Source organism: Streptomyces mauvecolor (genome assembly GCF_039532965.1).
Classification (GTDB): Bacteria; Actinomycetota; Actinomycetes; order Streptomycetales; family Streptomycetaceae; genus Streptomyces; species Streptomyces violascens.
In genome coordinates, this window is record NZ_BAAASQ010000023.1 from 1 (window position 1) to 25161 (window position 25161).

Annotated in this window: 24 protein-coding genes; 16 read left to right on the forward strand and 8 right to left on the reverse strand. The window is 71.3% G+C overall.

Going from position 1 to position 25161, the window contains the following annotated elements:
* The 4 genes from ABD346_RS27610 to ABD346_RS27625 form a co-directional block, all read right to left on the reverse strand.
* Positions 1–1729: sensor histidine kinase (locus ABD346_RS27610; protein WP_344378531.1), on the reverse strand; the 1729-nt coding region annotated here is incomplete at its 3' end.
* A gap of 209 nt (positions 1730–1938) precedes the next feature.
* On the reverse strand, positions 1939–2583 hold the full coding sequence (locus ABD346_RS27615) for a hypothetical protein (protein WP_344378533.1): 645 nt from the start codon (positions 2581–2583) through the stop codon (positions 1939–1941).
* Positions 2584–2643: 60 nt separating this feature from the next.
* Positions 2644–4926, reverse strand: a complete 2283-nt coding sequence (locus ABD346_RS27620; protein WP_344378535.1) for a TOMM precursor leader peptide-binding protein — start codon at positions 4924–4926, stop codon at positions 2644–2646.
* A complete protein-coding gene (locus tag ABD346_RS27625) occupies positions 4926–5090 on the reverse strand; it encodes a hypothetical protein (protein WP_344378536.1) in 165 nt (54 codons plus the stop codon). Before ABD346_RS27625 ends, ABD346_RS27620 begins: the two co-directional genes overlap by 1 nt.
* Positions 5091–5388: 298 nt before the next feature.
* Between ABD346_RS27625 and ABD346_RS27630 the strand changes: the two genes are divergently transcribed.
* The 6 genes from ABD346_RS27630 (at position 5389) to ABD346_RS27655 (ending at position 10853) form a co-directional block, all read left to right on the forward strand.
* The gene (locus ABD346_RS27630) at positions 5389–6207 is read left to right on the forward strand and encodes an AfsR/SARP family transcriptional regulator (RefSeq protein WP_053726113.1); all 819 of its coding nucleotides are present in this window, start codon (positions 5389–5391) and stop codon (positions 6205–6207) included.
* 157 nt (positions 6208–6364) lie between these two features.
* Positions 6365–7135 (forward strand): cyclase family protein, encoded by a 771-nt coding sequence (locus tag ABD346_RS27635; protein WP_344378537.1) that lies wholly within the window; start codon positions 6365–6367, stop codon positions 7133–7135.
* A complete protein-coding gene (locus ABD346_RS27640; protein WP_344378538.1) occupies positions 7132–7971 on the forward strand; it encodes a thioesterase II family protein in 840 nt (279 codons plus the stop codon). Before ABD346_RS27635 ends, ABD346_RS27640 begins: the two co-directional genes overlap by 4 nt.
* A 60-nt stretch (positions 7972–8031) precedes the next feature.
* The gene (locus ABD346_RS27645; RefSeq protein WP_344378539.1) at positions 8032–9303 is read left to right on the forward strand and encodes a beta-ketoacyl-[acyl-carrier-protein] synthase family protein; all 1272 of its coding nucleotides are present in this window, start codon (positions 8032–8034) and stop codon (positions 9301–9303) included.
* Positions 9300–10547 carry a ketosynthase chain-length factor gene (locus tag ABD346_RS27650; RefSeq protein WP_344378540.1) on the forward strand — a complete coding sequence of 416 codons (1248 nt, stop codon included), beginning with the start codon at positions 9300–9302 and terminating at the stop codon, positions 10545–10547. The genes ABD346_RS27645 and ABD346_RS27650 overlap by 4 nt, the downstream gene beginning before the upstream one ends.
* 48 nt (positions 10548–10595) lie before the next feature.
* Positions 10596–10853 carry an acyl carrier protein gene (locus ABD346_RS27655; RefSeq protein WP_344378541.1) on the forward strand — a complete coding sequence of 86 codons (258 nt, stop codon included), beginning with the start codon at positions 10596–10598 and terminating at the stop codon, positions 10851–10853.
* A 438-nt stretch (positions 10854–11291) separates the two neighbouring features.
* On the opposite strand, the gene ABD346_RS27660 is transcribed toward ABD346_RS27655, so the two are convergent.
* Complete coding sequence (locus tag ABD346_RS27660) at positions 11292–11732, reverse strand: nuclear transport factor 2 family protein (RefSeq protein ID WP_344378544.1); 441 nt, start codon at positions 11730–11732, stop codon at positions 11292–11294.
* 437 nt (positions 11733–12169) lie between these two features.
* Between ABD346_RS27660 and fabG the strand changes: the two genes are divergently transcribed.
* The 7 genes from fabG to ABD346_RS27695 all read left to right on the forward strand — a co-directional run bounded on the left by fabG (position 12170) and on the right by ABD346_RS27695 (position 19332).
* Complete coding sequence (fabG, locus tag ABD346_RS27665) at positions 12170–12967, forward strand: 3-oxoacyl-ACP reductase FabG (protein WP_189964197.1); 798 nt, start codon at positions 12170–12172, stop codon at positions 12965–12967.
* Positions 12968–13052: 85 nt separating this feature from the next.
* The gene (locus ABD346_RS27670) at positions 13053–14003 is read left to right on the forward strand and encodes an aromatase/cyclase (RefSeq protein ID WP_344378545.1); all 951 of its coding nucleotides are present in this window, start codon (positions 13053–13055) and stop codon (positions 14001–14003) included.
* Positions 13996–15519 carry a class I adenylate-forming enzyme family protein gene (locus tag ABD346_RS27675; protein WP_344378546.1) on the forward strand — a complete coding sequence of 508 codons (1524 nt, stop codon included), beginning with the start codon at positions 13996–13998 and terminating at the stop codon, positions 15517–15519. The genes ABD346_RS27670 and ABD346_RS27675 overlap by 8 nt, the downstream gene beginning before the upstream one ends.
* 16 nt (positions 15520–15535) lie before the next feature.
* Positions 15536–16156: an antibiotic biosynthesis monooxygenase family protein gene (locus tag ABD346_RS27680; RefSeq protein WP_344378547.1), complete on the forward strand. Its 621-nt coding sequence runs from the start codon at positions 15536–15538 to the stop codon at positions 16154–16156.
* A 43-nt stretch (positions 16157–16199) separates the two neighbouring features.
* A complete protein-coding gene (locus tag ABD346_RS27685; protein WP_344378549.1) occupies positions 16200–17231 on the forward strand; it encodes an aldo/keto reductase in 1032 nt (343 codons plus the stop codon).
* An 11-nt stretch (positions 17232–17242) separates the two neighbouring features.
* A complete protein-coding gene (locus tag ABD346_RS27690; RefSeq protein ID WP_344378550.1) occupies positions 17243–18073 on the forward strand; it encodes an SRPBCC family protein in 831 nt (276 codons plus the stop codon).
* A complete protein-coding gene (locus tag ABD346_RS27695; protein ID WP_344378551.1) occupies positions 18070–19332 on the forward strand; it encodes an FAD-dependent monooxygenase in 1263 nt (420 codons plus the stop codon). The genes ABD346_RS27690 and ABD346_RS27695 overlap by 4 nt, the downstream gene beginning before the upstream one ends.
* A 66-nt stretch (positions 19333–19398) precedes the next feature.
* Here ABD346_RS27695 and ABD346_RS27700 read toward each other — a convergent pair whose 3' ends face one another.
* From ABD346_RS27700 to ABD346_RS27710, 3 genes are read right to left on the reverse strand one after another with little or no spacing between them, the layout of a single operon-like run.
* Positions 19399–20067 (reverse strand): antibiotic biosynthesis monooxygenase, encoded by a 669-nt coding sequence (locus ABD346_RS27700; protein ID WP_344378552.1) that lies wholly within the window; start codon positions 20065–20067, stop codon positions 19399–19401.
* A gap of 28 nt (positions 20068–20095) precedes the next feature.
* Positions 20096–20857: an NAD-dependent epimerase/dehydratase family protein gene (locus tag ABD346_RS27705; protein ID WP_344378553.1), complete on the reverse strand. Its 762-nt coding sequence runs from the start codon at positions 20855–20857 to the stop codon at positions 20096–20098.
* A gap of 34 nt (positions 20858–20891) precedes the next feature.
* Complete coding sequence (locus tag ABD346_RS27710) at positions 20892–21956, reverse strand: ketoacyl-ACP synthase III family protein (RefSeq protein WP_344378556.1); 1065 nt, start codon at positions 21954–21956, stop codon at positions 20892–20894.
* A 261-nt stretch (positions 21957–22217) separates the two neighbouring features.
* Between ABD346_RS27710 and ABD346_RS27715 the strand changes: the two genes are divergently transcribed.
* Genes ABD346_RS27715 through ABD346_RS27725 form a run of 3 tightly spaced genes read left to right on the forward strand, consistent with a single transcriptional unit; the run spans position 22218 to position 25070 of the window.
* Positions 22218–23384, forward strand: coding sequence for a nucleotide disphospho-sugar-binding domain-containing protein (locus tag ABD346_RS27715; RefSeq protein WP_344378557.1), 1167 nt, complete (start codon positions 22218–22220; stop codon positions 23382–23384).
* 43 nt (positions 23385–23427) lie between these two features.
* Positions 23428–24357, forward strand: coding sequence for an ABC transporter ATP-binding protein (locus tag ABD346_RS27720; protein ID WP_344378558.1), 930 nt, complete (start codon positions 23428–23430; stop codon positions 24355–24357).
* Positions 24357–25070, forward strand: a complete 714-nt coding sequence (locus ABD346_RS27725; RefSeq protein ID WP_344378560.1) for an ABC transporter permease — start codon at positions 24357–24359, stop codon at positions 25068–25070. The genes ABD346_RS27720 and ABD346_RS27725 overlap by 1 nt, the downstream gene beginning before the upstream one ends.
* Positions 25071–25161 lie beyond the last annotated feature (91 nt).

Consider the following 25161-nt stretch of genomic DNA (forward strand, 5'->3'; position numbering starts at 1 on the left):
CACACTTCAACGTGATCGCCGACAGACTGAACCCGAGCAGATCATGCAAGTCACGAGCAAAGCGCAGGCGCTCCGTCGTCACCGCCAGACGGGCGATCTCCGTACGGGACCAGTGGAGTTCGGAGGCGAGTTGGGCCATGCGGGACAGGCCGAAAACGACCAGGGCGCAGATGAGGGTGTACGCCGTTTCGTAGATGAGGTCCGTGAGCGTCCCGTCGACCTGGCGGAAGACGATGTCGGTGAGCACCGTCAGCGCAGCGACCGCACCCCAGCCCGCGGCCGTCGGCAGCATGAGGAGCGCCGAGCCGGCGACGAAGCCGGGCATCCCCAGCCAGGTCGGACCGAGGAAGGACCAGGGCACGCATTGAAGCAGCAGCATGGCAGCGAGGGCGCCGTGGCTCAGCAGCCGAGGGTGGCGGGCCGACCAGGCGAATCGCCACTGGAATGAAACAGCGAGCTGGATGACGAGAGTTGCAAAGATGCAGAGTTCCGTCACCACAGCCTCGCCGAACGGTGGCCGGTAGGACATGGCGATCAGGGAATACGCGAAGAAGTAACCCACCAGGACCGCGAGTGTGATCGCTGTGGCGGCCCGGGGAACCAGATCCCGGTGCCCCTGGGGTTGTACCGACGGTCGTTCGGCGTCGTCCGTGTCGGCGGCGGCCACGCGGTCCGCGCCCCGGTCCTCCCCGGCCTGGTCCGGCAGCGGCACGACCGCTTCGAGGCGGAACCAGCCCTGGTCGTCGGCGCCGTGGCCGAGGGTGCCGCCGAGCTTCCTGATGCGGCAGTCGAGCGCGGCGAGACCTCCGTCCGTACCGCCCTTGGGGAGCCTCACGCGGCCGATGCCGTCGTTGGCCAGCGTCAGGACGGCGCCGGTGCCCACGCGCTCGGCCCTGATCTCGCATTTCTCGGCCTTGCTGTGCCGCAGCATGTTGGTCAGACCCTCACGCAGCGCGGTCGCGAGGACCGTGTCCACCACTGCGGGCAGCTGGCCGACCTCGAACTTCAGCGTCGTGTGGATGCCCGCGGCAGACAGCATCGACACTGCCGCTTTGGCCTCGCCGGACAGCGACATCTCCCGGTAGCCACGACTGACCGAACGCACGTCGGCGAGCGCCTTGCGTGAGGTACTCAGCACTTCACCGAGTTCCTCGTTCGCCTTGGCCGGCGCGTCCGCGAGCAGCCGGTAGGCAAGCTCGCACTTGAGGGAAATCGCCGACAGGCTGAAGCCGAGAACATCGTGCAAGTCGCGGGCGAACCGCAGTCGTTCACCCGCGACCGCGAGCCGTGACAGCTCCTCGCGGGAACGGTGCAGCTTCACGATCATGTCGGACATCCGGGACAGTCCGATGACGATCAGCGGGATCAGCGCGCCTTCGACAACGTTGTAGAGGACGGTGTTGGCATCGCGGCCACTGTACAAACCCCAGCAGGTGAGCACTCCGGCACCGAAGAGCGGCCAGCCGATCACCGCCGGGAAGACCAGGACCGAGGAGGCGGTAAGGAACTCCGTCATCCCGCCCCACGCGTAGCCGAACAGGGCGAGGGGGGCATAGGCCAGAACTGCCTGGAGGCTCCAGGTCGCGTACCGATAGCGGTAGACGCCCGGCAGTAGCTGCGGAAACGAGTGGCCGAGTTGGAGACCCAAGATCGCCACGAAGCCGAGCAGCGCCACGACGCGTTCCCACCATGGCGGATTCTCAGCCCAGATGAAAACGGCGTCGATCACGAAAAAACCGAGGAGTGCGGCCGCGGTCACGGCTATTGCCTTACGTGGCGGAAGCACCACGCTGCCGACGTCCGCGGATATTCCTTCCGTACGGTCGACTACTTCTGCTTTCAACTGTCCCCCATGGTTCGTGGTGCCCGGTCAGAAGCACCTCTCCGGTCCGGATCATAGGTAATCCGGGACCCGAATCTGTAGTGCTCGACCGGTTCTCACAGACGGGCGGCACCTTTGAGATCCACCGCGGAAAGCATCCCGGCGGCGACCGCGTAGGCGCGGGCGGCCCGGACGACGGTCCCCGGCAGCGGAACGTCCAGCGGTGACCGAAAATCGCCCTTCCCTCCCTGCAGGTGGAGCAGCAGCCGAGGAGCGTCGGGGCCGTGCAGCTCGATGCGGTGGTCGCAGCCCTCGTACGAGAGCACCGGATCGCGCCCCGGCCGGCGCAGCACCGCTTCCTTCGGCACGCGGAGTTCGCCTCCGGGGGCGACTGGCGGCGGACGGAACGACGCACGCGGGGAGAGCGGGATCACGCTCAGCAGCGGCGAGGCGCCGATCGCGAGATGGCGCACGATCACGTGCTGGAGCGGTGCCAGGGCGTCGAGCAGTTCCCGCGAGGCCTCGTTCCACTCGTCCTCCGGCACGTCGTAGCCCGGAAAGCCGGGTACCACATTGGCGAGCGACACCGGGCCCAGCTGCATCCGGCGCAGCGCCTCGCACAGCAGCGTTCCGGGGCGTTCCAGGTGCAGCTCCCCCCACGGTGTGCGCAGCACGGTGCTCTGACCGAACAGCACCGTGACATCCTCGCGCAGCGACCAGAACTCACCGAGTTCACGGGCCGCGAGGCGGTCGATACGCATGAGAGAGGGTCCTTCCACCGGCAGGGTGTGGTTCGCGTGCGACGTGCGGGTTCAGCGGGTTCAGAGGAAGAGCGGGACCGGGTTGAGGTCCTCGTACGCGGTCGGCGCGGCGAGTCTGCCGAGCTGCACCGGGACGTCGAAGAGGCGTCCGGGGGCGTAGCGGGCCCAGTGCGGTCTGAGTCCGGGCACCACCACCTTGACCACCGGCAGGCCCACGTCGGGCCGCGTCTGGTCGAGTACGAGGAGTTCCATCCCCTTGTCGCGCAGCAGCCCTACGACCGCCTCGATGTCCTCGTACAGGTCGTCGTTCGGAGTGTAGGGGTGCGTGTCCGGGCCCGTCGGGGCGCAGTCCGCGGGGAGGAGGTAGGGATGGGCTTCCACGGTCGCCGTACGCAGCCATTCGCGTACGTCGGGGTCTTCGGCGGCCGCGCGGGAGACGCTGCCGTCGGGGGCGACCACGTGCGGCATCATCTGGTTCAGCTCGGTCAGTGCGCGGCGCAGCGCGATCGCGGGGTCGAAGTGGGCACCGAAGCCGAACATGATGTCCTGCCGCTGCCCCGGTTCGGCGCCGGCAATCCTCGACAGTGCGGCCATGACCGGGATGCCCAGGTCGGCGGTCAGGTCGAGCACCCACACCTCTCGGCCCAACGAGGCGTGCACGCGCTTGAGTTCGGTGATCCACGGGTCGTCGTAGGCATCGAGGTCCACTGCGGGATGGCGCGTGCGGTTGTACCACCACAGGGCCAGCGCGTCGCGTTCGACGAGTTCCAGGAAGCCCTGGAGCACGGCGTCCTCCACGGTTCCCCCGGCTGCGGTGCCGTTGGAGGTGGCCAGGCAGGAGAACGCGCCGGGCGGCTGCGGCACTCCGTAGTACAGCAGCGCGGTCGGGAGCAGCTTGTGCCGCTGCTCGGTCACCGACCACAGCGGTGTCCAGTCGGTTGCCGTGTCCTCTTCGAAGGGGTCGGCCACGTGCTGGAAGGGACCGTGGGCCTCGTTCCACGCGTCGCGGCCGGTGTACTGCCGCTCTCCGTAGAGCTGGACGTCGTTGGGATGGACCGCGTCCCCGATCAGTTCGCGATAGCTGGCGCGGACCGTTGCCTCGCCACCCTCGAAATGTCCGGAGTGGCGCTCCAAGGCCTCGGCGAGGGCGCTGACCCTGGCCTGGACCTCGGTGGCGCCCTTGCCTCCGCAGGAAGCTCGCAGTCCGCCGCGTATCGCGCCGAGACCCTGGTTCCCCGCGGCCGGGTTGAGGCCCGCAGAGAAGGAGTTGAAGAACTCCGGTCCGCACGCGTTGCGCACTATGTCGCGCACCAGCCCGGTGACCGGATCGACCAAGTGCCCGAAGCGATCGAGGAGTTGCTGAGGCGTGAGGCTGCGGTGGCCGTTTCCGTTGGTGTCCCGCTTGACCCGCGAGCGCAGCACGACCGGTGCCTGCACCTGGGCGGTGGTCATGCCCGGCTCGCCACACGTGGCGCACTGCGGGCGGCGTACGACCGGGTGCAGCTCCCCGGCGAGGGTCAGCCCGTCGAGCGTACGCAGCGCCTGCTGGCTCTCATCGCGGTATCCGGCAAGCCACTTGGCGGCTTCGAGGCCGGCCAGCTGAAGGGCGGCGAGCCGGGCGGCGGGCAGCGTGCAGGAGGGCCGGGGCACCGGGCCCGAGCGGCCCAGCATGCGCTGGACGTGCGCCTCCACCGAGCGGGTCCGCCACAGCCGTTCGGCCAGACAGGACCAGCAGGGCCCGTCGAGGTCGCCGAAGAAGGGGCCGAGCCACATCTCGGTTCCCTCGGTCTTCACCGGCAGCCAGCGACGGCCTGTGGCACGGAACTCCGCGTCGATGACCGCCAGTTCCGGGTCAAGGTAGTCGTCGCAGAGGACGAGCGTGAGGTCGGCCGGGTCAGTGTCGGTGGTGGTGAGCCCTGCGGCGGCGAGGCTTGCCGACAGTTCGCCCGCGTCCGTACTCCCGACCGAGGTGACGCGTACCGCGCCGTGGGCCAGGGCGTTGGCCGCCCTTGTTCCGTCCAGTCCTGCCGCTTCCCAGTACGCCTGCTCGGCGGTCTCCTGCGCACTCACCTGGCGCTCACGGCCGCACAGCAGCCCGGCGCCGGTCAGCCGCGACACCAGCCGGGCAGCCTGCCCGGAGGGGAGCGCGTCCGCGGTGTCCTGGGTGATGCGCTCCAGGGGGCGGGTGCCGTCGAGGAAGGGGGCGAGCCGAGCGATCTGCTCGCCGTGCAGTGCGGTGACGCGCTGGTCGGAGATCAGGTACACCGCTTCACCGGGCACCTGCTCGACCCTCAGGTGCGGCTTGAACCCCAGGAGCGGGGCGGCGGTCTGGACGGCCGCCATCAGATGGTGCGCCGGACGGTCTCGGCGGTGGCCGACGCCGGTACCTGGGTGACGCTGGAGCCCCAGCTGGCGTACGGGGGCCTGCTCGAAACGGCGTACCGCCCGAACTCCTCGATCACAAGATCGTCACCGACAGAAACAGCGAGAGCAACGTTCGCATTCATGGTTTTCCCCCTGGCAGACAGCTGACGAGGACTCGGGGGACCTGAACCCCCTAGCCGTCGGCTCTCGACTCCTGGTCGGGCCGACGTCCAGAACTCTGCCGGGTCGGCCGAATCCGCCCCAGTGCCGCGGTCACGGGATGCACATGAAACTTTCATACCCGTCCCCAGGACACTCACATGCCGGGTTCAGGAGCCCGGCACTGCCGTAAGTCCGGTCTGGGTGACAGCTTTTGAGGGTGCTTGGAGCCGGGTCCGAAACCATCGGGTCATCCGGCAGATCCGACCCCGGAGGAATCCCATGGAGATCAAGGTTCTCGGTCCGCTCATGGCCGAGTCGGGCGGCACGTCGGTCGTCCCGAGCGCCGGCAAGCCCCGGCAGATACTGGCGCTGCTCTCGGTGTACGCCAACCAGGTCATGCCGGTGCCGACGCTGATGGAGGAGATCTGGGGCGCCGACATGCCCCGCAGCGCGCTGACCACCCTGCAGACGTACATCCTTCAGCTGCGCCGGCTGATCGCGGGGGCGCTCGGCCCGGACAGCCCCTACACCGCACGTGAGGTGCTCGCCACCCGGCACGGTGGCTACCTCCTCGAAGTGACGCCGGGTGCGGTGGACGTGCACGAGTACGACCGTCTGGTGGCGACCGGGCGCGGCGCGGCCGAGCGGGGTGACGACGAGAGCGCCGCCGCGCTCTACCGCGAGGCGCTCGGCATGTGGCGCGGTCCCGCCCTGGTCGATGTGCGTCTCGGGCCGCTGCTGGAGATCGAGCTCGTGCGTCTGGAGGAGAGCCGGCTCGGTGTTCTTGAGCAGCGGATCGACTCCGACCTGCGGCTCGGGCGGCACATGCAGCTGCTCGCCGAGCTCACGTCCCTGACGGCCCGTCACCCGCTGCACGAGGGCCTGCACGCCCAGTGCATGGTGGCGCTGTACCGCTCCGGCCGGCAGTGGCAGGCCCTGGACGTGTTCCAGAACCTGCGGCGCGGGCTCGCCGACGAGCTGGGGCTCGACCCGTCGGCACGGCTCCAGCAGCTGCACCGCGCGGTGCTCGCCGGTGACCCGGCGCTCGACTCGCACCTGGCCGGGCGTCGCCCGGTGCTCGACCTCTTCGCCGCCTGAGCGGCGCGCGGGCGGCCCGACCGCCCGGCAGCAACGCGTCCGGACCCCGCCCTCTCCCCCCACAGGGCGGGGTCCGACGCGTGCGTGGCTCGATCCGGCCTCTAGGCGGTCGACGCACAGTGCCCCGCGAACGTCGCCAACGACACTGGGGGTTACCTTGCGAGTCATCGATCTGTCGTCGCCCGTGGACGCGGCCGGCTGGGAGCCGGACCCGATCGTCCACGAGATCATGACGCCCGCCGAGGGCGCCGCGCACATGGCGGCGGAGATGAAGGAGCACTTCGGGCTCGACTTCGATCCGGCCGATCTGCCCGGGGGCGAACTCCTGTCCCTGGACACCCTCACCCTGACCAGCCACACCGGTACGCACGTGGACGCGCCCTCGCACTACGGCTCGGTCGGCGACTACGGACGGCCCCGGCACATCGACGAGATGCCGCTGGACTGGTTCCTGCGCCCGGCCGTCGTGCTCGACGTGAGCGATGTCGGCATCGGCACCATCGGCGTCGAGCGCATCGAGAAGCAGATCGCCGAGATCGGGTACACCCCGCAGCCGCTCGACATCGTCATGCTGCACACAGGGGCTTCACAACACTCCGGTACGCCGCGGTACTTCACCGATTTCGCCGGGCTCGACGGCGCGGCCACCGACTACCTGCTCGACCTCGGCGTCCGCGTCATCGGCACCGACGCCTGGAGCCTGGACGCGCCGTTCGGGCACATGATCCGTACCTTCCAGGAGACCGGCGACAGGTCGGTCCTGTGGCCGGCCCACTTCGCCGGCCGGCGCCGTGAGTACTGCCAGGTCGAGCGGCTCGCCCAGCTCGACACCCTGCCCACGCACGGCTTCCGGGTGTCCTGCTTCCCCGTGAAGATCGCCGGAGCGGGGGCGGGCTGGACCCGGGCCGTCGCCCTGATCGACGAATGAGAACCGACAGCGCCGTACGGGAAGACACCGTGACGCCCTGGCTGTTCTGCTTCCACCACGCGGGCGCCGGGATCTCCTCGTTCGCCAAGTGGCAGAAGATCCTCGGCGACACGGCCGAGGTGGTGCCGGTCCTCCTTCCGGGCCGCGGGCCGCGCGCCAAGGAGGCGCGGATCACGGACGCCACCGAACTCATGAATGAGCTGCGGGAGTTGATCACTCCGCTGCTCGACCGGCCCTATCTTCTGTACGGGCACAGCCTCGGCGGTCTGGTCGCGCACGCGCTGACCCGCACCCTGGAGGACGACGGCCTGCTGCCGCCGGCCCGGCTGGTGATCGGCGCCGTACCGCCGCCGCATCTGCGCAACACGCTGCTGCGCGGGGCACGCCTGCCCGACCACGAACTCATCGATCTCCTCGTCGACCTGGAGGCGGCGCCGCCGGAGGCCGGCGGGCGGGACCGGTCGCTGTGGCAGCGCCATGTGATCCCGGCGCTCCGCGACGATCTGCGCCTGGGCGAGGCACTCTGCCAGGTCAACGCGGACAAGGCGGTGGGCACCCCGCTGATGGCGCTCGCCGGGCGCGACGACCCGATCGCGCCGCTGTGGGAGGTGGCCGAGTGGGCCGACTACTCGGTGACCCGGTTCCGGCTCCAGACCCTGCCCGGCGACCACTTCTTCGTACGCGAGCGGGGGGTGCCCGAGCTGCTGCGCGAAGTGGCCCTTGAGCTGCGGGAGTCGCTCAAGGGGAAGTACGACGGCGAGTCGAGCGGGCGTCAAGAGGGCAGGACGAGACTCCTTCCAACAGCGGATCTCACAGCGGACCTATCAGAGAGGTGACGCAGCCGTGCTGCACATTCCCGGGGCGCACCCCCAGGCCCAGCCCAACGAGGGGGACAGGTGAGCCGACGCGTAGTCATCACCGGAATCGGTGTGGTCGCCCCCGGAGGCGTCGGCACCAAGGAGTACTGGTCCCTGCTGACCGCGGGACGCACCGCGACCAGGGCCGTCACCCTCTTCGACGCCTCGGCCTTCCGGTCGAGGATCGCCGCGGAGGTCGACTTCGACCCGGTCGCCCAGGGGCTGACCGAGGAGCAGGCCGGACGCCTCGACCGGGCCGCCCAGTTCGCGCTGGTCGGCGCCCGTGAGGCGGTGTCCGACAGTGGCCTGGACATGGCGGGCATCGACCCGTTCCGCACCGGCGTCACGATCGGCAGCGCGGTCGGCGCGACCACCGGGCTCGCCTACGAGTACGCGGCGGTCAGCAACAACGGCGCCGAGTGGCTCGTCGACCACGAGCGGGCCGTGCCGCACCTGTACGACTACTTCGTGCCGAGCTCGTTCGCGGCCGAGGTGGCCTGGGAGTTCGGCGCGCAGGGTCCCACGGCTGTGGTCTCCACCGGCTGCACCTCGGGCCTGGACTCGGTCGGGCACGCCGTCGAGCTGATCCGCGAGGGCAGCGCCGACGTGATGATCGCCGGGGCCACCGAGGCGCCGATCTCGCCGATCTCGGTCGCCTGCTTCGACGCCATCAAGGCCACCTCGAACCGCAACGACGAGCCGGAGACGGCCTCACGGCCCTTCGACAAGTCCCGCAACGGCTTCGTCCTGGGCGAGGGCAGCGCGGTGTTCGTCCTGGAGGAGTACGAGCAGGCCGTGGCGCGCGGCGCGCACATCTACGCCGAGATCGCCGGGTTCGCCTCGCGCTCCAACGCGTACAACATGACGGGGCTTCGGGCCGACGGCGCGGAGATGGCCGAAGCCATCGGCGCCGCGCTGGAGGAGGCCGGGATCCCCGGCACCGACATCGACTACATCAACGCGCACGGCTCGGGCACCCTGCAGAACGACCGCCACGAGACGGCCGCGTTCAAGAAGAGCCTCGGCGACCACGCGTACGCCACGCCCGTCTCCTCCATCAAGTCGATGATCGGGCACTCGCTCGGCGCCATCGGCTCCCTGGAGATCGCCGCGTCCGCGCTGGCCATCGAGCACGGCATGGTGCCGCCCACCGCGAATCTGCACGAGGCCGACCCCAAGTGCGACCTCGACTACACGCCGATCCACGCCCGCGAGCGCGACATCAACACCGTGCTCAGCGTGGGCAGCGGGTTCGGCGGATTCCAGAGCGCGATCGTGCTCACCAAGCCCGAGCGGAGGAAGACGGCATGACGAGCGAACTGCTCGAACGTACGGCGGTGCGCTCCGCCACCGCGGTGTTCACCGGAATCGGCGTGACCGCCCCCAACGGCCTGGGCACGCAGGCCTGGTGGGAGGCGACGGTGGCCGGCGAGAGCGGTATCCGCCCGGTCTCCCGCTTCGACGCCTCCGGCTACCCGGCCACGCTCGCGGGCGAGGTGCCCGGCTTCGACGCCGAGGAGCACATCCCGAGCCGGCTGCTCCCGCAGACCGACCACATGACACGGCTCGCCCTGACCGCGGCGAAGGAGGCCCTGGAGGACTCCGGCGCCGACCCGGCCGAGATGCCGCAGTACTCGGCGGGCGCGGTCACCGCGGCCTCCGCGGGCGGCTTCGAGTTCGGCCAGCGCGAGCTCCAGGCGCTGTGGAGCAAGGGCGGCCAGTACGTCTCGGCGTACCAGTCGTACGCCTGGTTCTACGCCGTCAACACCGGCCAGATCTCCATCCGGCACGGCCTGCGCGGCCCCAGCGGTGTGCTGGTCACCGAGCAGGCGGGCGGGCTCGACGCGGTCGCCCAGGCCCGGCGCCAGCTGCGCAAGGGCAGCAAGCTCATCGTCACCGGCGGCGTGGACGGCGCGGTCTGCCCCTGGGGGTGGACGGCGCAGCTGGCCGGCGGCCGGATGAGCCCGGTCGCCGACCCCGAGCGCGCGTTCCTGCCGTTCGACAGCGAGGCCAGCGGTTACGTCGCCGGAGAGGGCGGCGCGATCCTCGTCCTGGAGGACGCCGAGGCGGCCCGCGAGCGCGGCGCGCGCGTCTACGGACAGCTCTCGGGCTACGCCGCCACCTTCGACCCGGGGCCGGGCCGGGAGGGCGAGCCGGGCCTGCGCCGAGCCGCCGAACTGGCGCTGGCGGAAGCCGGGTTGACGGCCGCGGACGTGGACGTCGTCTTCGCGGACGCGTCCGGGGTGCCGGAGCTGGACCGCCAGGAGGAGGCGGCCCTGACCGCGCTCTTCGGCCCCCGCGGGGTGCCCGTGACGGCCCCCAAGACCATGACGGGCCGCCTGTCGGCCGGCGGCGCCTCGCTCGACCTGGCGGCGGCGCTGCTCTCCATCCGGGACGCGGTGATCCCGCCGACCGTGAACGTCACGAACCCGGTCGCGGCCGACGCGCTCGACCTGGTCACCGAGGCCCGGCGCGGCCCGGTCCGCACCGCACTCGTCCTGGCCCGCGGGACCGGCGGCTTCAACGCCGCGGCCGTCGTGACCGCGGCGAACTGAACTCCAACCTGTTGTCGTGAGACCTGTTGTGCGAGAAAGGCGATCTTCATGAATCTCAAGGAACTGACCACGCTGCTGCGCGAGTGCGCCGGTGTCGGCGAGGGGATCGACCTGGACGGCGACGTCCTGGACGTGCCGTTCGACGACCTGGGCTACGACTCGCTCGCGATCCTTCAGGTGACGGGGGTCATCGAGCGGGACTACCGGATACAGCTGTCCGACGACACGGTGGCGGAGGCGTCCACGCCTCGGCTGCTGCTGGAGTTCATCAACGAGTGCCTGTCGTCTACCGCGACGGCGGCGTAGCCCTGCGGGATGCCCCTTGCAACGGCTGCCCACCCTTTACGGGGTGCGGCGGCCGTTTGCGTTGCGCGGGGTGCGCCCGCGAGGCAACCCCCTGGGGCTCCGCCCCGGACCCCGCTCCTCAAACGCCGGAAGGGCTGAATACGTTTGCTGGTCGACTGCGGGAAGTCGGTGGCTGGTCGCGCGGTTCCCCGCGCCCCTGACAGGGTTGCCCCTGGCCGGCACCGGCATCTTCAGCCCGCCCGGCAAGCATGGACACCAGCCCACCCCCAGCCCGTCCGGCGTTCGAGGACGAGCGCCCTTGAGGCGCGAACGGGGTCTGGGGCGGAGCCCCAGGGCACCCCGCCCGACCCGCACCCCACCCCCGCCCCCCCCGGTACACGCAGAAGTGCCCGCACGCCGGGGGATTGCGTGCGGGCACTTGTCCTGGGGGGGGGAGGGTCAGATCAGGTCGTCCCGGGTGATCTGGCGGTCCTGGATCTGCCAGGCCCCGTCCACCCGCACGATCCGGTCTTCACACAGCGTGCTCGCCTTGATCTCCGGTCGCCCACCCCGCGGCGTCTCGATGACCAGCGCGTAGCAACGGGCGTTCACGGCGTCGCCGTCGACGCCCTCGACCGAGACCATGCCCAGCCAGTGCCGGCGCTGGACGCCGGCCTTGGCGTACGCCTCGGTGGCGGCGGCCGCGGCCGCGGTGATGGCCTCGCGGCCCACCGCGGGGACCGGCTGCGCGTTGGCGGCGAACACACCGTCGGTGGTGAAGGTGTGGGCCCACTCCTCGACCTTGCCGTCGTCGAGCAGGTGCATCTGCTCCGCGTAGAACTGCTGGATCTCCGTGTACAGCCCGGCGGTGGTGGCTTGCGGCAGCTCGGTGACGCTCATGGGGGTCCTCTCCTCCTGGATCTTCCTGCCCCAGGAGCGTGCCGCCCCCCGCTCGACCCGTACTGGTGCCCCGCTGGGGCTCCGCCCCCAGACCCCCGTGCGCGCCTTGAGGGCGCTCGTCCTCAAACTCCCCCAAGGCCTTAAGGGCCAGGGGGGACCCCCATGACAGGCTGGGTATGCCCGCAAGGGCACCCTGCCAAGGTCAACCCTGCCAGGGGCGCGGGGAACTGCGCGAGCAACCACCCACGGTCCGCAGCCGAACCACCCCACCCCCGGCGGGTCTCGGGAAGGGGCGGGGTGGGGCCTCCGGGGTCTGGGGCGGAGCCCCAGGCACCGCGCACGCGGCCCCGCCGAAGAGTCCAGCCCCGCTCGATACCCCTTCAAGTGCCCCAGCGCATTTTGGCCCCCATACCCCAACCCCTCCGGAGGAGATCCGTATGACTCAGCCCAAGGCCACCACCGACCGCCGCGTCGCGCTCATCACCGGGGCGACCAGCGGAATCGGTCTGGCGTCGGCCCGTGCCCTCGGCTCCGCCGGCCTCGCCGTGTTCATCTGCGCGCGCAGCGCCGAGTCCGTCGAGCTCACCGTCAAGGAGCTCCGCGAGGAGGGCCTGGAGGTGTCCGGCGCGACCGCCGACGTCCGCAGCCCCGAGTCCGTCAAGGAACTCGTGGCCGCCGCCGTCGAGACGTACGGCCGCGTCGACGTCGTGGTCAACAACGCCGGCCGCAGCGGCGGCGGCGTGACCGCCGACGTGTCGGACGAGGTGTGGGACGACGTCATCGACACCAACCTGAACAGCGTCTTCCGGGTGACCCGCGAGGTGCTCAACGCCGGCGGCATGCGCGAACGCGGCTGGGGCCGGATCATCAACATCGCCTCCACCGCGGGCAAGCAGGGTGTGGTGCTCGGCGCCCCGTACTCCGCGTCCAAGCACGGCGTGGTCGGCTTCACCAAGGCGCTCGGCAACGAGCTCGCCCCGACCGGCATCACCGTGAACGCGGTCTGCCCCGGCTACGTCGAGACGCCGATGGCGCAGCGCGTGCGGCAGGGCTACGCCGAGGCGTACGACACCTCCGAGGACGCGATCCTCGCCAAGTTCACCTCGAAGATCCCGCTCGGCCGCTACTCCACCCCGGAGGAGGTCGCCGGACTGGTCGGCTACCTGGCCACCGACACCGCCGCCTCCATCACCGCGCAGGCCCTCAACGTCTGCGGCGGCCTCGGCAACTTCTGACGACGCGCCGACACCGTCGCTCAGCCCCGCACGACGACGAGCCCGACGGCTCCCTCACCTACCCGACCACAGAAGGAAGTTCCCCGTGTCCGTGACCGGAACCAAGCACCACACCCTCCACAGCGTCGCCGTCGCCGCCCCCGCCGAGGTCGTGTACGGGATCGTCGCCGATGTCACCAAGTGGCCGCAGTACTTCGGCCCCAACGTGCACGTCGAGCACCTGGAGCGGGACGACCGCGCCGAGCGCATCCACATCTGGGCGACCGCCAACGGCGCCGTCAAGAACTGGATCTCGCGCCGCACCTTCGACCCGCAGCGCCTGCGGGTCGACTTCCGCCAGGAGGTGTCGGCTCCGCCGGTGGCCGGCATGGGCGGCGCCTGGGTGGTGTCCCCCGTGGACGCCGAGACCTCGCTGCTCGAACTCCACCACGACTTCGAGGCCGTCGACGACGCCCCGGACGCCATCGAGTGGATCAACGCGGCCGTGGACCGCAACAGTGCGGCCGAGCTCAACAACATCAAGGAACTCGCCGAGCAGCACGCCCAGTTGGACGAGCTGGTCTTCACCTTCGACGACACCGTCCACATGAAGGCCGACGCCGCCGACGTCTTCGACTTCCTGAACCGGGCCGACCTGTGGCCCGAGCGCCTGCCGCACGTCGCGCGCCTCGACCTGACCGAGGACGAGCCGGGCGTGCAGGTCATGGCCATGGACACCAGCACCGCCGACGGGTCCGTGCACACCACCGAGTCGATCCGCGTCGTCTTCGCGCCCGACCGCATCGTCTACAAGCAGACCACCGTGCCCGGGCTCATGACCGCCCACACCGGCCGGTGGACGATCGCCGAGGTCGAGGGTGGCGTCGATGTCACGTCCCGGCACACCGTCACGCTGCGGACCGACACCATCGAGAAGTACCTCGGCGAGGGCAAGACCGTCGCCGACGCGCGTGCCTACGTGCACCGTGCGCTGTCCACCAACTCCACCAACACCCTGAAGCTTGCCCGCACTTACGCGGAGGCGCTCCGTGGCTGACACCCTGCCCGAGGTGCCCGACCGGCTCGACCAGCTGCTGTCCCGGGCCGCCGCCGCGCACCCCGCGCGGCACGCCGTCGTCACCGACGACTTCGCGATGGACTACGCCACCTTCGACGCCCGGGTCACCGCCGTCGCCGCCGGGCTCCAGGCGCTCGCGCCCGAGCCCACGGTCGTGGCGGTGGGCACCGTCCTGCACCCGGACGTCGCCGTCGCTTACTACGCGGCCGTGCGGGCCGGGCACACCGTTGCCGTGGTCAACCCGCTGCTCCGCGAGGACGACCTGCTGCATGTGCTCGGCCTCGGCGGGGCCCGCGTGGCCCTGCTCGACACCGGTCTGGGCGCGCGCCTGGAGAATGTCCGCGACCGGCTGCCCGAGCTGCGCGAGGTCGTCCTGATCGGCGCCGGCACGGACGGACTGGACGCCCTCGCCTCCGACCGCCCCCTCGCCGCCCACGCGAAGGGACCCGCGGACACCGCCGCGCTCCAGTTCACCAGCGGAACCACCGGGCGCCCCAAGGCCGTTCGGCTCAGCCACCGCAATGTGACCGTCAACGCGGCGCAGATCGCCCAGGCGCACCGGCTCGACGGCGAGACGGTCAGCCTGAACCATCTGCCGACCTACCACCCGATGCACCTCAACTCGGCGATCGCCGCGGGCGCCACGCAGGTCCTGTGCGCCTCGCCGGAGCCGTATGCCGCGCTGATGACGGCCAACCGGCACCGGGCGACGATCCTGTACAGCCTGCCGGTGCGGCTCGCCCGGCTCGCGGCCGACCCGGACCTCGACTCCGTGTCGATGACGTCGGTGCGGCGCATCGCGTCCGGCGGCTCGGGCCTGCCGGTGCCTGCCGCGCGCCGCCTGTCCAAGCGGTTCGGCGTGCCCGTCTTCCAGGGGTACGGGCTCGCCGAGACCTCCCCGCTGACCCACAGCGACGACCCGGACCACCCGGTGCACGGCTCGGTCGGCACCCCGGTCGCCGGGACCGAGTGCCGGGTCGTCGACATCGACTCGCGCGCGGTGCTCGCACCGGGCGGCGTCGGCGAGGTGCAGCTGCGCGGCCCGCAGGTGATGCAGGGGTACGCGGGCGGGCCCGACGGAACCGGACTCGAGCCGGACGGCTGGCTGAGCACCGGCGACGTCGGCCGGATCGACGAGGACGGCCGGCTGTTCCTGGTGGACCGCCTGAAAGACGTCTTCAAGTGCGACAACTTCCTCGTCGCGCCCTCGGACGTGGAGCGCGTGCTGCGCCGCGACCCGCGGGTCGCCGATGTCGTGGTGGTCGAGCTGGCGGACGTCGAGCACGGCGCGGTCGCGGGCGCCCTCGTGGTGCTCGCCGGCGCTCACCCGGACGACCTCGCGGACGTGATCGCGCAGGCCAATGACGCCCTGCCGTACTACCAGCACGTCCGCGACGCCATGACGCTCGACGCGATTCCGCGGTCGGGCAACGGAAAGATCCAACGGCGCGTGCTGGCCGAGCAGTTGACCTGCCGTCAGCCCGTTGCAAGCTGAGCCGGAGAGGCACCGCATGTCCTTCACCGTCATCAATACGTTCACGCTGCTCGACCCGGCCGGCGCCGAGGAGTTCGAGGCGCGCTTCCTGACCCATGTGGAGTGGATGCGCGCGCAGCCGGGCTTCCTCGCCCACCAGGCGGTCCGCTCCGCCGACCGGCCCGAGGTGTACGTCAACCTCGGCTGGTGGAAGCGGCCCGAGGACTTCCAGCAGGTTCTCGCGAGCGCCACGTTCCAGGAGCACGCCGAGGAGTTCCACAAGATCGTCTCCGTGGAGGCCGATCCCTCGATGGGGATCGCACGCTTCGACGGCGCCGCGGGCGAGCCCGGTGACGTGCTCTTCGTGGACTTCTTCACCGTCGGGGCCGACAACGCCGAGGCCTTCGTCGAGGCCCACCGCGCACACGCCCGGGCGGCCGCCGCCGTCGACGGCTTCGTCGCCGCCGACCTCGCCAAGTCGCTGTTCGCCCGGCCCGGCGGGTTCACCGCGCTCACCCGCTGGCGCGACGCGGAAGCCGCGCTCGCGGCGACCGCCCTGCCCGAGTACGCGGCGCTCGCCGCGCTCGCCGAGGTGCGCACCGTGCCCGCCGCCCATGTCGCGGGCAACCGCGCCGAGCCCGTCCCAGCCGGGGCCTGACGGCTCGGGAGGCGGGCCTCGCCCAGAACAGAAGGGATTCACCATGGAGTACCGCCGTCTCGGTGCCTCGGGACCGGTGGTCAGCCGGGTCGCGTTCGGAAACTCGCTGACCGCGGGCAACCAGCTGGACGACCGGGCCGCCTCCGCCTGCGTGCGGGCCGCGCTCGACGCGGGCATCACCACGTTCGACACCGCCGACGCGTACGCCGAGGGCCGGGCCGAGGAGCACCTCGGCCGGGCCCTCGCGGGCGTCGACCGGGACGCCGTCGTGATCTGCACCAAGGTCGGCAGGGGCGGCGGGCCCGGCCCGGGCGCACTGTCGCGCACCCGGATCGCCGAGAGCCTGGACGCCTCGCTGCGCCGCCTCGGCACCGGGCACATCGACCTGTACCAGGCGCACCTGTACGACGATTCGACGCCGCTCGAAGAGACCATGGGCGCCTTCGCGGACGCCGTGGCCGCGGGCAAGATCCGCTACGTCGGCGTCTCGGAGTGGGCCGCCGACGAGATCGCGCGGGCCGCGGAACTCGCCCGCGACCTGGGCATCGAGCTCGTCTCCAACCAGCCGCAGTACTCGATGCTGTGGCGGGTCATCGAGGCCGAGGTCGTCCCGGCGTGCACGCCGCTCGGCATCGGGCAGATGGTCTGGTCGCCGCTGGCCGGCGGCGTACTGACCGGAAAGTACAAGCCGGGCCAACAGGCGCCCGCGGGCTCCCGGGCGGTGGCCGCCAAGGGCGGAGACGTCTCCATCCAGCGCTACCGCTTCCTGTCGGACGAGGTCCTCGGTGCCGTCGGCCGGGTCGCCGAGCTGGCCGAGGAGACCAATCTGACGATGCCTCAACTCGCCCTGGCCTGGGTGCTGCAGAACGCCCAGGTCGCCACGGCGGTCATCGGGGCCTCCGCGCCCGAACAGATCGGCCGCAACCTCGCGGCCGCCGAGGCCGTGCTCGACCCGGAGCTGCTCGCCCGCGTCGACGCGGCCCTCGGCCCCGTCGTGGTCACCGACCCCGGCCTGACCCTGAGCCGCATGCTCCGCGCCAGGGCCGCCGCCTCCCCCTCCCCCGCCACCCTCTGAGAGGTACTGCTGTGAGCACTTCCACGACCGACAGGGAGATCCACCGGACGCGTGCCGGCATCGAGATCGACGCCTCGGCGGACACCGTCTACCGGGCGCTGACCGATGTGGCCGACTGGCCGCTGCTCTACCCCTGGATCGCGCACACCGAGACCCTGAGCCAGCAGGGCCAGGACGACGAGGTGAAGTTCTGGGCGGTGCGCCCGGGCCCCGAGGGCGGCCTGCGCATCTGGACCTCCCGGCGCACCCTGGACCCGGTGGCCCTGCGCATGGACTTCGCGCAGCAGGGCTCGGTGGGCCCGATCAAGGAGCTCGGCGGCACCTGGGACTTCCTGCCCCGGCCCGACGGCGGCTGCCGGGTGGTGTCCGGGCACTGGTTCACCACGGACGCGGATCCCGCGGAGACGGCGGGCGAGCTCGACCGGCACGGCGGGCTCCAGATGCGCACCCTCAAGTCCAAGACGGAGCAGCCCGGTTCCCTCACCTCCGACGTGATCCGGGTCGAGGACCGTGCGGTCCTGGCCGGCTCGGTCGCCTCGGTGCACGCCCGGCTCCTGGACGCGCTGCCGTGGCGCGACGGCGAGGAGAGCGCGTGGTTCGGCACCCAGGACGGCGCCCCGACCGTGCAGATCGAGCACGGCGGCCACACCCTCGTGCAGAAGCTGCTGACGCCGCCCGCGCCGGCCGAGCTCTACCGGCGCCGCTGGCGTCTGGTCGAGGCGCCCGGCGGGGTTCTGGTGACGGCGGACGTGCTCGCCGTGGCCCCGGCCGGGCGCGACCGGGTCCTGGCGATGGCCACCAACGACGTGCGGTCCGCGCTCGCGCTGGCCGGGCAGCGATGACCGCGGCCGCCGAGGAGGTCCGCGCGGGGGCCCGCACCGACGAGGAGCACCGCAGTGACGTGTGCATCGTCGGGGCGGGCCCCGCCGGTCTGACCCTCGCTCTGCTGCTGCTCAAGTCCGGGGTGCGGGTCACCGTGGTGGAGCGTTCGCGCTCGCACCAGCGGGAGTTCCGCGGCGAGATCCTCCAGCCGGGCGCGATGACGGTCCTGGACCGGCTCGGCGTGCTCGCCGGGGCCCGTGAGCGCGGCTGCCACGAGCACGACCGGTTCCGCCTGGTGGAGCAGGACCGGGTCCTGCTGGACATCGACTACCGCGCGCTGCCGGCCCCGTACGACCACCTCCTGTCCATCCCGCAGTCCCATCTTTTGACCGAACTCCTGCTGCATTGCGCCGAGTTCGCCGACTTCGAGTACGTGGACGGCTGCCGCGTCAACGCGCTCCTGCGCGACGAGCGGGGCCGGATCACCGGGGCCTCCGCCGACGGGCACGTCTTCCACAGCAAGATCGTGGTCGGCGCCGACGGGCGGTTCTCCAAGGTGCGCCGGCTCGCCGGCATCGAGGCGGGCCGCAGCGAGGCCTTCGACCAGGACGTGCTGTGGTTCAAGCTGACCAAGGACGAGCCCGAGGCCGCCCATGACGTCCGGGTGTTCCGGAGCGCCGGCACCAGCCCGGTGCTCGCGTACGGGTCCTGGCCCAACCGGATCCAGGTCGGCTGGACGCTGCCGCACGGCGGCTACAAGACGGTCGTCGCCCAGGGCCTCGGCCACGTCAAGGCGCAGCTGGCGAAGGCGGTGCCGGCGTACGCGGACCTGATCGACGCCCAGATCACCTCGCTGCGCGACCTCAGCCTGCTCGACGTGTTCTCCGGGCGGGCCGAGCGCTGGGCGACCGACGGCCTGGTCCTGATGGGCGACGCGGCGCACACGCACAGCCCGATCGGCGCGCAGGGCATCAACCTGTCGGTGCAGGACGCGGTCGTGCTGCACCCGCTCCTGGTCGAGTCGGTGGGCCGGGGGGATGCGAGCGCCGCGTTCCTGTCCCGCTTCGAGGAGCGCCGGGCGCCCGACATCGCGACGATGGTGCGGCTCCAGGGCATGCAGTCCAAGGCGATGCTGTCGACGGGCACGTTCGCCACGCGGGTGCGTCCGAAGCTGGCGGCCGTCGTCAAGCACACCCCGGTCTACCGCAAGGTGCTGCGCACCATCGCGTTCGGCAACCCGTCGATCGAGGTGGCCGAGGGGCTGTTCACTGCTCGCTGACAAGTACGCGACGCGAAAGGCGGGCCGGGTCCTCAGGACCCGGCCCGCCTTTCGGTGTGCGGTGGTTCAGACGGCGACCTCGGTGCGCGCCGAGTCGACGACCGCCTTGTACAGGCCGCCCTTGACCTCGGCGTGCACGGCCATGGTCTTGGCGTCGGCGGCCATCTCCGGGCTCTGCAGGACCGGCAGGTAGGCCTGGGGGCCGCTCCACCAGCCGATGTTGACGTAGGCGCCGGTCTCCCGGTTGGAGTGCACCAGCTGGTGGCCGAGGAAGCCGTCGTGGCCCTTGACGAAGGACAGGTGGCCGAGGAAGGAGCCCTCGAAGGCCTGCTGGTCGGCGCCCTCGCGCAGGGTGAACGTGGTGAGCGCGACGGCGGCGTCCGCGGACGGCACCACGAGCTCGCCGAGGCCGTCGGCCGCGTTCTCGCCGGCCAGCACCGGGCCGTGCACGCTGGTGATGGCGGCGAGGTAGACGAAGCGGCTGCTCACCGCGGTGAAGAACTGCCAGTCGCCGACGACGGTGCGGTGCGCGTCGGCGTCCCGCCACCAGGTGAGGATGACGAAGTTGTCGGGCTCCTTGATGCCGCGGAGCAGCGCGGTGCGCAGCAGACCGTCCTTGGCGGCGACGGCCTCCTTGTACTTGAGGTAGGCCTTCTCGAACTCGGCGCCCTTCGCCTTGTGCTTCTCCTTGAGGACGAAGTGGGCGACCGCGACGACGGGGCTGTTCTCGCTCATGGGTGTGACTCCGAATCTGGGTGGGTGGTTACGCGGTGATGGGCTGGTGCGCATAGGCGTGCACGTACTTGTCGAGGACCTTGCGGTAGTAGTCGGGGCCGAAGCCGAGCCCGTACACCGGCGGCACGAGGCGGCAGAGCTTGTCGATGGAGACGGGCTGGGCGCCGGAGGCCTCCACGTAGGACTTCTCGGCGCGGGTGCCGAGCAGGTGCTCCATGTGTGTGACCACGTCCTCGATGTGCGGGGCGTGGCCCGAGGCGACGTTGACGACGTCACGGGTGCGGCCGTCGACGAGCAGCGTGTGCACGATCTTGATGACGTCCTCGACGTCGATCAGGTCGCGCTGCGCGCCGCGGTAGACCTGGATCTCGCCGCTCACCAACTGCCGCACGAGAGCGGGAAGTAGCTGGTGGGCGGGCTGGTTGAAGCCGACGACGTGCGACAGGCGCAGGATCAGGTACTCGACGTCCGAGGACTTGACGACCGCTTCGAGGGAGAGCTTGTGGCGGCCGTACGGGGTCGCCGGGTAGACGGGGCCGTCCTCGCGGCCGGGCGAGGCGTCGGGCACCGAGTACATTCCGGCGGACGCCGTGGAGAAGAACACCAAGCGCTTGCCCTTCTCCTCGCAGTACCGCAGCACCTCGTACAGACGCTTGGACTCCCGGGTGTACTGCTCGGGCGGGATGTCGCCCGCGGCCGAGACGCCGGCCGCCAGGGCCACCACGTCGGGGTGGTGTCCGGCGATGCCTGCCAGGTGTCCGGCCAGGAAGCCCCTGCCGACTATCTCCATGGGGTGTGCCAACTCCTTGTGACGGGCGGCCGGTTCAGGCCGCGGCGGGCTCGGCCCAGGCCGGGATCTCCAGGATTTCCAGGACCGCGGTGGTGATGGTGTAGCCCGCTCCGCCGCCGTAGAGCATCACGTGGTCGCCGGGCGCGAGCGCGCCGGTGAGCAGCAGGTGTTCGAGGCCGGCCGCCCAGTCTCCGGGGCCGATGTGGCCGCTACGGCGGGCGAACTCCCACGTGGTGCGGGACTCCTCGACGCCGAGCAGGTGGTGGATCTGGAAGGGGCCGTTGATCCGGCCGGTGGACGGAATGACGATGTAGGCGAGGTCGTCGGTGTCCAGACCCGCGTCGTCCAGGACGGACTGCTTGGCCTCCTGCATCACCTTGCCGAAGCGGATGTTGGTGAACGTCTCGTCGCTGACGGCCTTGTGCGCCTCGCCGCGCGCGGCCAGGTCGATCTGCCGCTCGGCGGCGCGCGAGACCGGCGCGAACGGCTCGTCCCCGCGGGCCATCGGCTCCAGCGAGTTGTCGGCGACGGTCGAGGTGGCCACGAGCCGGGCGAAGCCGCCCTCGGTGGACAGGATCGTGGCGGTGGCGCCGTCGGCGTAGGCGTTGCCGTGCCGCAGCTGCCAGCGGTTGGCGCCGGGGCCGCCGAAGCGGTCGGCGGTGGTGAGCATGACGGCGCTGCCCCTGCCGTAGCCGGCCTTGAGGTGGGCGGCGGCCAGGTCGAGCCCGCTGATGCCGATGTTGCAGCGCTGCTGCACATCGAGTCCTGGCACCGAGGTGCCGACGGTCCGCTTGGCGATGTAGGACGCGGCCGGCCAGATGTCGAGACCCTGGAACCAGGTGCTGCCGTGCAGCAGCAGCGAGTAGGCGGACTTGTCCAGGCCGGAGCGCTGGTGGGCGGTGCGGCCGGCGGCGACCGCCATGTCCGGCGGGGCCGTCCAGCCCTCCTCCGCGCTTTCGCGGGCGATCATGACGGACTCGTAGCCGAAGTCGTCGATCCACTCCTGCCCGCATTCCCCGGCCGCGACGGCCTCGGCCACCGGGACGGGCTCGGGCAGCCAGCTGCCGAGCGAGGCGACATAGATCTCGTTCCAGCGCATCCAGCTACTCCCCTGTTCGGCGGGTCGGTCGAATCCTTCGGGCATGTGGCATGCGCCCAAGGTCGCCACCGGCTCTCGAATCGGACTTGAGTGCGGCAGGGGAAGGTCCGGCCGAGGGCCGCTCAAGTGCCTTTCGAGTGGGGCAGGTCACGCTCTGGTGCATGACCGACGGGCGGCCGTGCGGCGGCCCCTGGCCACCGCGGGCCGGACGGCCGGCCACCGACGAGGAAGACTCGCCGCCACGGCGGCTCAGGAGGAGACATGCGTGTCCTGATGACGGCCCTGGTGCCCAGCCACCTCATGCCGATGGTGCCGCTGAGCTGGGCCCTGCGCGCCGCCGGTCATCAGGTCCTGGTGGCCGGCGACGCCGAGCTGCTCAAGTTCGCCTCCGCGGCCGGTCTCGACACGCATCTGATCGGCGGCGGCGAGCTCCGCCGGCGGCTCACCCGGCCCGGCGCCGTGGCGATGCCCGACCGGGCGACGATGGACCGGCGTCCGGACTCCGAGTGGGACGCGGCCGGCGAGCGCTGGCGCACCCGGCTCGGCGGCTACATCGACGACCTGGTCCGGCTCGGCCGTGACTGGTCGGCGGATCTGGTGGTCACCGACCCGGTCGAGTTCGGCGGGCTGGTCACCGCGGCCGCCCTCGGGGTGCCCGGCATCGTGCACCGCTGGGGCCCGGACGACTTCACCAGCGCGCTGCTGCGCCAGGCGAAGGTCCAACTCCACGACCTGTGCCGCGAGTTCGGGGCCGAGGGCTTCCCGGACCCGGCGGTGGTCGTCGACCCCAGCCCCGCCTCGCTGGTGCCCGGGGGCGACAACACCCCCGGCCTGCTGACGCGTTACATCCCCTACTGCGGCACCGCCCGGCTGCCGGACTGGGCGCTCGGGGCGCCCGAGCGGCCGAGGGTGCTGCTGTGCCTGGGCATGTGGCACGCCCGGGTGCTCGCCGAGACCGGTGAACTCCCGCTGGGCTTCCGGCACGTCCTGGACTTCTGCACCGCGCGGGACCTGGACGTGCTCGTGCCGATCGATGCCCAGTACCACCCGGCGCTGGCCGGCGTACCGGCCGCGGTCAAGGTCGTCGACCACTTCCCGATCGGCCCGCTGATGCGCCACACGTCCCTGGTCGTCCACCACGGCGGCAGCGGCACGGCGATGACGTCCTTCGCCGAGGCGGTGCCCCAGCTCGTCGTCGCCGGCGACAAGCCGTTCCTCCAGACCACCGGCCGGCTCGTCCACGAGTCGGGTTCCGGAATCAGCCTCCTCGACGAGGCCGATCAGCACGACCCCCAGATCGTCGGGGAGGCCCTGGCGGGGCTCCTCGGCGACGAGCGATACGGCAAGTCCGCGCGGGAGGTCCGCACGGAGATCGAATGCCTGCCAGGCCCCACAGAACTGGTCCGCACCTTGGAAGGGCTGATCTGACATGCGTCCACTCACACAGGAAAGGCAACAGGTGCCACCCCCCATGGCAGAACAAGGCCCGCCCGCGGTCGTCTTCAAGGGCGTCGTCAAGGAATACGACAGCGTCCGTGCCGTCGACGGGATCGATCTGACGATCCGTCGCGGCGAGACGGTCGCGCTGCTCGGCCCCAACGGCGCCGGCAAGTCCACCACGATCGGCATGCTCCTGGGACTCTTCCCGCCGGATCACGGCACCATCGAGATCTTCGGCAAGAGTCCTGAACTCGCCATGCGCGCGGGCCACTTGGGCGCCATGCTCCAGGAGGGGAAGATGATTCCCCGCGTCTCGGTGCGCGAAATCGTCGACTTCGTCCGGCAGACCTACCGCAAGCCGCTCCCGCTCAAGGAGGTCCTCCAGCTCGCGGAGCTCACGAAGATCGCCGACCACCGGGTCGACAAGCTCTCCGGCGGCCAGGCCCAGCGGGTGCGCTTCGCGCTCGCGCTGGCCGGCGACCCGGACATCGTGGTGCTCGACGAGCCGACGGCCGCCCTCGACGTGGAGTCGCGGCGCGAGCTGTGGGCCGCGATGCAGCGGTACGCCGCGCGCGGCAACACCGTGCTGTTCTCGACGCACTACCTCGAAGAGGCCGACAACAGCGCCGACCGGGTCGTCGTCATCGCCTCCGGCCGGGTCGTCGCGGACGGCACCACCTCGCAGATCAAGAGCATGGTGGAGGGCCGCTCGGTCAGCTTCGTACCGCGCTCCGGCCGCCGCGACGGATACGAATTGCTCCCCGGCGTCAGCTCGGTGGAGTTCCACGGGGGGCGGGTGCACCTGCGCACCACCGACTCGGACCTGACCGTGCACGCCCTGGCCCGTGCGGACGCCTTCACCGACCTGGAGGTGTCGGGCGTCGGTCTCGAGGACGCGTTCGTCGCCCTGACCCACCAGGCGCGCCACCGCGAGACCGTTCCGGAAGGACGGACCAACTGATGATCGGCTACATCCGCCTCGAAATCCTGCGGCTGGTCCGCAACGGCGGCTACCTGATGATGAGTCTCGTCATGCCGGTCGGCATGTACCTGACCTTCGCGGGCGGCGGTCCCGACCAGAAGTCGCTCGCCCAGTCCATGGTGGGCGCGGCCGCCTTCGGCGCGCTCGGCGTGGTGATCACCAACGGCACCGGCATCGCCGAGGACCGGGCGCTGGGCTGGCTGCGCCAGCTGCGGCTCACCCCGCTCTCGCCGGTGCAGGTGGTGGTGGCCCGCGGCGCGGTCGCGACCTGCCTTGCCATCCTGCCGATCACCGTGATCGGTCTGATCGGCGCCTTCTACCGGGGCGTCGAACTCAGCGCCGGTACCTGGGTCGCCATGTTCTTCCTGCTGTGGATCGGCATCGCCCCGCTCGCGATGCTCGGCATCGGCATCGGCTACCTCTTCAAGGCCCAGCTGGCGCAGATCGCGGGCACCGTCACCTACCTGGGTCTGACGCTGCTCGGCGGGCTGCTCCTGCCGATCGACAACTTCCCCTCCTGGGCGCAGGAGGTGTCGCGGGCCACCCCGGTCTTCCGGTACGCCCAGCTGTCCTGGAGCGCCGCCGACAGCGCGGCACCCGCCGCCTCCGGGCTCGGCGTGCTCGCGGTGTGGACGGCGCTGCTCGCCGTCTTCGCCGCCTTCGCCTACCGCAGGGGCGGCCGCCGCGCCTGACCCCGCGCCACCGCGCACATGCCCGCAGGGAACCCTTCCCTGCGGGCATTTCCGCGTTCGTACGGCACGCGAGCGGCATTCGAGCGGCTAC

Bases quoted from the DNA above. Each gene is read 5' to 3' on its own strand.
- ABD346_RS27615 (WP_344378533.1), bottom strand. From the start codon at position 2,583: ATGCGTATCGACCGCCTCGCGGCCCGTGAACTCGGTGAGTTCTGGTCG.
- ABD346_RS27620 (WP_344378535.1), bottom strand. From the start codon at position 4,926: ATGGCGGCCGTCCAGACCGCCGCCCCGCTCCTGGGGTTCAAGCCGCAC.
- ABD346_RS27625 (WP_344378536.1), bottom strand. From the start codon at position 5,090: ATGAATGCGAACGTTGCTCTCGCTGTTTCTGTCGGTGACGATCTTGTG.
- ABD346_RS27630 (WP_053726113.1), top strand. From the start codon at position 5,389: ATGGAGATCAAGGTTCTCGGTCCGCTCATGGCCGAGTCGGGCGGCACG.
- ABD346_RS27640 (WP_344378538.1), top strand. From the start codon at position 7,132: ATGAGAACCGACAGCGCCGTACGGGAAGACACCGTGACGCCCTGGCTG.
- ABD346_RS27650 (WP_344378540.1), top strand. From the start codon at position 9,300: ATGACGAGCGAACTGCTCGAACGTACGGCGGTGCGCTCCGCCACCGCG.
- ABD346_RS27655 (WP_344378541.1), top strand. From the start codon at position 10,596: ATGAATCTCAAGGAACTGACCACGCTGCTGCGCGAGTGCGCCGGTGTC.
- ABD346_RS27660 (WP_344378544.1), bottom strand. From the start codon at position 11,732: ATGAGCGTCACCGAGCTGCCGCAAGCCACCACCGCCGGGCTGTACACG.
- fabG (WP_189964197.1), top strand. From the start codon at position 12,170: ATGACTCAGCCCAAGGCCACCACCGACCGCCGCGTCGCGCTCATCACC.
- ABD346_RS27680 (WP_344378547.1), top strand. From the start codon at position 15,536: ATGTCCTTCACCGTCATCAATACGTTCACGCTGCTCGACCCGGCCGGC.
- ABD346_RS27685 (WP_344378549.1), top strand. From the start codon at position 16,200: ATGGAGTACCGCCGTCTCGGTGCCTCGGGACCGGTGGTCAGCCGGGTC.
- ABD346_RS27695 (WP_344378551.1), top strand. From the start codon at position 18,070: ATGACCGCGGCCGCCGAGGAGGTCCGCGCGGGGGCCCGCACCGACGAG.
- ABD346_RS27700 (WP_344378552.1), bottom strand. From the start codon at position 20,067: ATGAGCGAGAACAGCCCCGTCGTCGCGGTCGCCCACTTCGTCCTCAAG.
- ABD346_RS27705 (WP_344378553.1), bottom strand. From the start codon at position 20,857: ATGGAGATAGTCGGCAGGGGCTTCCTGGCCGGACACCTGGCAGGCATC.
- ABD346_RS27710 (WP_344378556.1), bottom strand. From the start codon at position 21,956: ATGCGCTGGAACGAGATCTATGTCGCCTCGCTCGGCAGCTGGCTGCCC.
- ABD346_RS27715 (WP_344378557.1), top strand. From the start codon at position 22,218: ATGCGTGTCCTGATGACGGCCCTGGTGCCCAGCCACCTCATGCCGATG.
- ABD346_RS27720 (WP_344378558.1), top strand. From the start codon at position 23,428: ATGGCAGAACAAGGCCCGCCCGCGGTCGTCTTCAAGGGCGTCGTCAAG.
- ABD346_RS27725 (WP_344378560.1), top strand. From the start codon at position 24,357: ATGATCGGCTACATCCGCCTCGAAATCCTGCGGCTGGTCCGCAACGGC.